This window comes from Sphingopyxis macrogoltabida (assembly GCF_001307295.1).
Taxonomy (GTDB): domain Bacteria; phylum Pseudomonadota; class Alphaproteobacteria; order Sphingomonadales; family Sphingomonadaceae; genus Sphingopyxis; species Sphingopyxis macrogoltabida_B.
In genome coordinates this window covers 4,751,782-4,757,879 of record NZ_CP012700.1, presented here as the reverse complement: position 1 = coordinate 4,757,879, position 6,098 = coordinate 4,751,782, and the positions used below count along the sequence as shown (strand labels likewise).

Genomic DNA, 6,098 nt, shown 5'->3' with positions numbered 1-6,098 from the left:
CAGGATCAGGCGATGGCGTTGACGCTCTTGGTCAGACGCGAATATTTGCGCGCCACGGTGTTCTTGTGGAGAACGCCCTTGGCCACGCCGCGCGCCATTTCGGGCTGCGCAGCCTTCAGCGCCGCAGCGGCGGCATCCTTGTCGCCCGCGGCGACGGCGTTTTCGACCTTCTTCACCAGCGTGCGAATGCGCGAAACGCGATTCTTGTTCACTACGGTGCGCGCGGTGTTGCGGCGGATGCGCTTTTTTGCCTGCGGCGTATTGGCCATAAATTCCTCGGTTTCCAAACGGTCTAAGTCAGTCGGAGCACAGCGTCACCGGAGCAGCCGAATCGCGCGAAACGAGCGAATCAATGTCCGGATACGGCCGGTTCCGGTACGACCGGACCCTGCTCGAAGGGTGCGCCCATAGCCAGCAAGGCGCCGAAGGTCAACGCTTTTGATGGGAAATTGCCCATATCAACGCTGGCATTTGGGACAATAGAAGGTCGACCGGCCGCTCTGGACGATCCGCGCGATCGTACCGCCGCATTCGCATGCCTCGCCCTCACGCCCATAGACACGCCAGTCCTTGGCGAAATAGCCGAGCTCGCCGTCGGGTTGCTTGTAATCGCGCAGGGTCGATCCTCCCGCCGCGATCGATGCTTCGAGCACCGCCTTGATCGCGGGGACGAGCAGCGCGATCCTGGCCTTCGGAACGTCGGCAGCGGCGCGCGTCGGCGCGATGCGCGCCATGTTGAGCGCCTCGCACACATAGATATTGCCGAGCCCCGCGACGACCGTCTGGTCGAGCAGCATCGCCTTGATCGGCGCGCGCCGCCCGGCGAGCGCCCTTGCGAGATAAGCGGCGTCGAAGGCTTCGGACAAGGGCTCGGGACCGAGCGTCACAAAGGCGGGAAAGGCGAGCAGCGGGTCGCCTGCGACGAGGTCGACCGAGCCGAAGCGGCGCGGGTCGTGGAGCATCAGCCGCTGCCCCGCCGCGGTGTCGATTACGAGATGGTCGTGCTTGCCAGGCTCCCCGGCCCCGATCCGCCAGCTTCCCGACATGCCGAGGTGGAAGATCATATGATCGTCGCGGTCGGTGCTGACGATGCCATATTTGGCGCGGCGCGACAGGCCGGTGACGGTCGCGCCGGTCAGCCGCTGCGCGAGGTCGACGGGAAAGGGGCGGCGGAGGTCGGGCCGCATCGTCGAAACGCGCAGCAGGCGCTGGCCGGTGAGGTGCGGGGTCAGGCCGCGGACGGTGGTTTCGACTTCGGGAAGCTCGGGCATATCGCCCATCGGGCTACGCGCCATTTGCTTGCACGACAAGGCCCCGCTAAAGGCCGGTCGAACGCAGCATCTCCCCGCAAAGGCGCAATATCATGGCCACCCCCGATACCGTCAGCTTCGGTTATGAAGAGGTCCCGGCGACCGCCAAGACCGCGATGGTCGGCGAAGTGTTCAGCCGCGTCGCGCGCAAATACGACATCATGAACGACGCAATGTCGGGCGGCATGCACCGGTTGTGGAAGGACCGTTTCGTGCGGCGGGTGAAGCCGCGTGCGGGCGAGGCGATCCTCGACATGGCGGGCGGCACCGGCGACATCGCCTTTCGCATGGAAAAGTCGGGCGCGAGCATCACCGTCGCCGACATCAACCCCGACATGCTGGGCGTCGGCATGGAACGCGCCGCCGAGCGCGGCATCGACACGCTCGTCTGGTCGGAGCAGAATGCCGAGAAGCTGAGCTTCCCGGGCCAGTTCTTCGACGCCTATACGATCGCGTTCGGCATCCGCAACGTCACCGACATTCCGGCGGCGCTCAGCGAAGCGCACCGCGTTCTCCGCTATGGCGGGCGATTCTTCTGCCTCGAATTCTCGACCAACGAATGGCCGGGCTTCGCGCAGGCCTATGATGCTTACTCGCACCATCTCGTCCCCAAGCTCGGCAAGCTGATCGCCGACGACGAGGATAGCTATCGTTACCTGATCGAATCGATCCGCCGCTTTCCGCCAATGCCGAAATTCGCGGCCATGATCCGCGAAGCGGGCTTCACGTCGGTGAAGGTCGAACCGATCCTCGGCGGGCTGGTCGCGATTCACAGCGGGTGGAAAGCGTGACGATCCGCACCGATTTCTCCCCTCCCGCTTGCGGGAGGGGGTGGTCAGAGTCACGTGCCTCTGACCACGGGAGGGCCTGCTTCGACAGCGCCAGCCTCGACATGCCCTCCCCTTACCCCTCCCGCCTGCGGGAGGGGAACTTCGAATGACCCGACCCGTCACCCATATCGTCCGCCTGCTGAAGTGGGGGCGCATCCTGGCGCGCCACGGCGCGCTGCGCGGGATCGAGTCGGCGCCGCAGACCCCGCCGGGGGTCAAACGCCTCTGCCGCATCGCGCGGTTGGGCACGATCCAGCCGAAGATCCCCGACTATGCCGCGGCCTTCCAGGCGATCGGCCCCGCCGCGGTCAAGCTCGGCCAGACGCTCGCGACGCGCCCCGACCTCGTCGGCGAGGAGGCGGCGCGCAACCTCTTGACCCTGCAGGACGCGCTGGCGCCGGTCGGCTTCGCGCGCATCAAACAGGAAATCGAGGCGACGTTCGAAGTGCCACTCGAGCGCCTCTATAGCGAATTCGATCCCGAGCCCGTCGGATCGGCGTCGATCGCGCAGGTCCACCGCGCGGTCACCACCGACGGGCGCCAGGTCGCGGTTAAGGTCCGCCGCCCGGGCATCGACAAGCAGTTCGCGCGCGACATCGAAACCTATGAGTGGGCAGCGGCGCATCTCGAAGCGCTCGGCGGCGAGGCGTCGCGGCTGCGGCCGCGGCAGGTGATCGCCAATTTCCGCCGCTGGACGCTGCGCGAGCTCGACCTGCGCCGCGAGGCCGCATCGGCGTCCGAGCTGCGCGACGCGATGGTCGGGGTGCCGACATACGAGGTTCCGGCGATCGACTGGGACCGCACTGCGAGCCGCGTGATGACGCTCGACTGGATCGACGGTATCAAGATTTCGCACCGCGACGCGCTGGTCGCCGCGGGGCACGACATGGAGGCGCTGTCGGCGAACCTCGTCAACGCCTTCCTGCGCCAGGCGATTGCCGAGGGCTTCTTCCACGCCGACATGCATCAGGGCAATCTGTTCGTGAAGGCCGACGGCACGATCGCCGCGGTCGATTTCGGCATCATGGGGCGGATCAACCGGCAGGCGCGCTACTGGCTCGCCGAGATCCTCTATGGCCTGACCACGGGCAATTACCGCCGCGTCGCCGAGATTCATTTCGAGGCGCAATATGTTCCCGATTATCACAGCGTCGAGGAATTCGCGACGGCGCTGCGCGCGGTCGGCGAACCGATGCGCGGCAAGCCGGTGAGCGAGCTCAGCGTCGGCCAGATGCTCGACGGGCTGTTCGCGATCACCCGCGACTTCGACATGCAGACGCAGCCGCACCTGCTGCTGCTCCAGAAGACGATGGTGATGGTCGAGGGCGTCGCGACGATGCTCAACCCGAAGATCAACATGTGGGACGTTTCGGGGCCCTTCGTCGGCGAATGGATCCGCGACGAACTCGGCCCCGAAGCCGCACTCGCCGATGGCCTGCGCGAACAGGGCAAGACGCTGGCGCTGATCCCCGACATCATCCGCCGTCTCGATGCGCAATTGCCCAAACCCGGCGGCGCCCCGCCCGCGCCGCCGCTCCCCGAGATTCCGCTGATGTGGGACCGGGGCGAGCGCCGCCGCTGGTGGCGCTATGCGCTGACCGCGCTGCTGGGTGCAGCGGCGGGCGCGGCGGCGCTGAACTGGTTGGGTTGAACGCAGAGCAACATGCGCATATCTTGTGCGCAAGGAGAATGGCGATGAACAGGCCGGCGGCGCGAGTCGATAGGGGCGGGAAGGCGGCACTCAAGAGGCCGACGAATGTGTCGCTGAGCGTTCCGCTAGTCGACGAAGCCAAGCGGCTGGGCCTCAATGTGAGCGAGGCCTGTCAAGCCGGTCTCGCCGCCGAGGTCAAAAAGGCACGCGAGAAAGCGTGGTTGGAAGAGAATCGCGCCGCGATCGAGTCCTCCAACGAATATGTTCGCAAGCACGGACTGCCACTGGCCAAATACCGGCTGTTCTGATGACACAGTTCGATGTCCGACGCACGTCGGAGGGCGCACTCGTCATCGATTGCCAGTCGAACCTGCTGAGGCATCTGAACACCCGGCTGGTCGTACCGCTGCTGCCCGTGGATCAATTCGAGGTGGTAGCTCGGCGGCTCAATCCGCTCTTCACCATCGGAGAAACGGATTATGTCATGTACACGCAATTCGCAGCCACCCTTACGGTGAATCAACTCGGTGAAGTGGTAATGAATCTGGATGACGACAGCTTGGCCATCATCGGCGCGCTCGACGTGCTGGTGACGGGGGTTTGACGATGGCCGCGAAACGCATCCTGCTCATCATCGGCGGCGGTATCGCCGCGTATAAGAGCATCGAGCTCGTCCGGCTGCTGCGCAAGGCGGGCTATGTCGTGCGTTGCGTGCTCACGCGCGCGGGCGAGCAGTTCGTGACGCCACTGACCCTCGCCGCGCTGAGCGAGAACAAGGTCTATACCAGCCTGTTCGACCTGAAGGACGAGGTCGAGATGGGGCATATCCAGCTCAGCCGCGAGGCCGACCTGGTCGTCGTCGCGCCGGCGACCGCCGACCTGCTCGCGAAGATGGCGGGGGGGCAGGCCGACGACCTCGCGACGACATTGCTGCTCGCGACCGACAAGCCCGTGCTTGCTGCGCCCGCGATGAATGTGCGGATGTGGCTGCACGCCGCAACGCAGCGCAATGTCGCTACCCTGCGCGGCGACGGGGTGACGGTGCTGGAGCCCGACGAGGGCGAGATGGCATGCGGCGAATATGGGCCGGGCCGGCTGCCCGAGCCCGAGGCGATTTTCGCGGCGATCGAGAAAGCGCTCACCGGCGCACCCGCCGCGTCGCTGCTCGATGGCCAGCCCGATTTTTCGGAAGCGAATCATCGCCCGCTGCACGGCCGCCGCATCCTGATCACCGCAGGCCCGACGCACGAGCCGATCGACCCGGTGCGCTATATCGCCAACCGGTCGAGCGGGAAGCAGGGCTTTGCGATCGCCGCGGCCGCCGCCGAAGCGGGTGCCGAGGTGCTGCTGATCGCGGGGCCCGTGCCGCTGCCGACACCGCCCGGCGTGATCCGCGTCGATGTCGAAACCGCACGCGAGATGGCGGCGGAGGTCGAGCAGGGCCTGCCCGTCGATGCCGCGATCATGGTCGCCGCGGTCGCCGACTGGCGCGCCGCCGACACCGCAGCGCAAAAGATCAAGAAGGACGGCAGCGGCGCCGTCCCGCCGCTCGCGCTAGCCGAGAATCCCGACATCCTCGCCGCCGTCGCCAGGAGCCCGCAGCGCCCGGCGCTGCTGATCGGCTTTGCCGCCGAGACCAATGACGTCATCGCGCATGCCGAGGCGAAGCTGGCGCGCAAGGGATGCGACTGGATCGTCGCCAACGACGTGTCCGCCGACCCGATGGGCGGCGAAACGAACCGCGTGCATATCGTGACGCCAGCGGGCGTCGATAGCTGGGACCGGCTGTCCAAGGACGCCGTCGCCCACAAATTGATGGAAAAGATTGCCGATGAACTCGACACCCGCGCACCATTTGACGCCGATTGAAATCGCCATCCAGCGGCTGCCCAACGGCGGCGGCCTGCCGCTGCCCGCCTATGCCTCCGACGGCGCCGCGGGGATGGACGTCGTCGCGGCCGAGACGCTGACCATCCGCCCCGGCACCCGCCACGCGGTCGCGACCGGCTTCGCGATGGCGATTCCGGCGGGTTACGAGGTGCAGGTGCGCCCGCGCTCGGGCCTCGCGCTCAAGCACGGCATCACCTGCCTCAACACGCCGGGGACGATCGACAGCGACTATCGCGGCGAGGTGAAGGTGATCCTCGCCAATTTGGGCGACGAGAATTTCGAGATCAGGCGCGGCGACCGCATCGCGCAACTGGTACCCGCTCCGGTACAGCGCGCCGCCTTCGCCGAAGTCGCGAGCCTCGACGAAACCGCGCGCGGTGCGGGCGGTTTCGGCTCGACCGGGGTGGCGAGCGATGC

The 6,098-nt window shown here is 66.7% G+C and carries 7 protein-coding genes and 1 pseudogene; 6 read left to right on the top strand and 2 right to left on the bottom strand.

The window, feature by feature from the left end; genetic code table 11:
- Positions 1-5 precede the first annotated feature (5 nt).
- A complete protein-coding gene (rpsT, locus tag AN936_RS22255; RefSeq protein ID WP_054590504.1) occupies positions 6-269 on the bottom strand; it encodes a 30S ribosomal protein S20 in 264 nt (87 codons plus the stop codon).
- 189 nt (positions 270-458) lie between these two features.
- Positions 459-1,271 (bottom strand): bifunctional DNA-formamidopyrimidine glycosylase/DNA-(apurinic or apyrimidinic site) lyase, encoded by an 813-nt coding sequence (mutM, locus tag AN936_RS22250; protein WP_054590503.1) that lies wholly within the window; start codon positions 1,269-1,271, stop codon positions 459-461.
- A 92-nt stretch (positions 1,272-1,363) separates the two neighbouring features.
- Here mutM and AN936_RS22245 point away from each other — a divergent pair, with 92 nt between their 5' ends.
- The 6 genes and pseudogenes from AN936_RS22245 to dut form a co-directional block, all read left to right on the top strand.
- On the top strand, positions 1,364-2,101 hold the full coding sequence (locus AN936_RS22245; protein ID WP_054589988.1) for a class I SAM-dependent methyltransferase: 738 nt from the start codon (positions 1,364-1,366) through the stop codon (positions 2,099-2,101).
- A gap of 145 nt (positions 2,102-2,246) precedes the next feature.
- Complete coding sequence (gene ubiB / locus AN936_RS22240; RefSeq protein WP_054589987.1) at positions 2,247-3,791, top strand: 2-polyprenylphenol 6-hydroxylase; 1,545 nt, start codon at positions 2,247-2,249, stop codon at positions 3,789-3,791.
- 44 nt (positions 3,792-3,835) lie between these two features.
- Complete coding sequence (locus AN936_RS22235) at positions 3,836-4,099, top strand: type II toxin-antitoxin system CcdA family antitoxin (RefSeq protein ID WP_054589986.1); 264 nt, start codon at positions 3,836-3,838, stop codon at positions 4,097-4,099.
- The gene (locus tag AN936_RS22230) at positions 4,099-4,395 is read left to right on the top strand and encodes a CcdB family protein (protein WP_054589985.1); all 297 of its coding nucleotides are present in this window, start codon (positions 4,099-4,101) and stop codon (positions 4,393-4,395) included. Before AN936_RS22235 ends, AN936_RS22230 begins: the two co-directional genes overlap by 1 nt.
- Before the next feature lie 2 nt (positions 4,396-4,397).
- Positions 4,398-5,660, top strand: a complete 1,263-nt coding sequence (coaBC, locus tag AN936_RS22225; protein WP_054589984.1) for a bifunctional phosphopantothenoylcysteine decarboxylase/phosphopantothenate--cysteine ligase CoaBC — start codon at positions 4,398-4,400, stop codon at positions 5,658-5,660.
- Positions 5,623-6,084 (top strand): annotated as a pseudogene (dut, locus tag AN936_RS22220) (dUTP diphosphatase); the annotation flags it as partial. The gene coaBC and the pseudogene dut, both read left to right, overlap by 38 nt.
- Positions 6,085-6,098 lie beyond the last annotated feature (14 nt).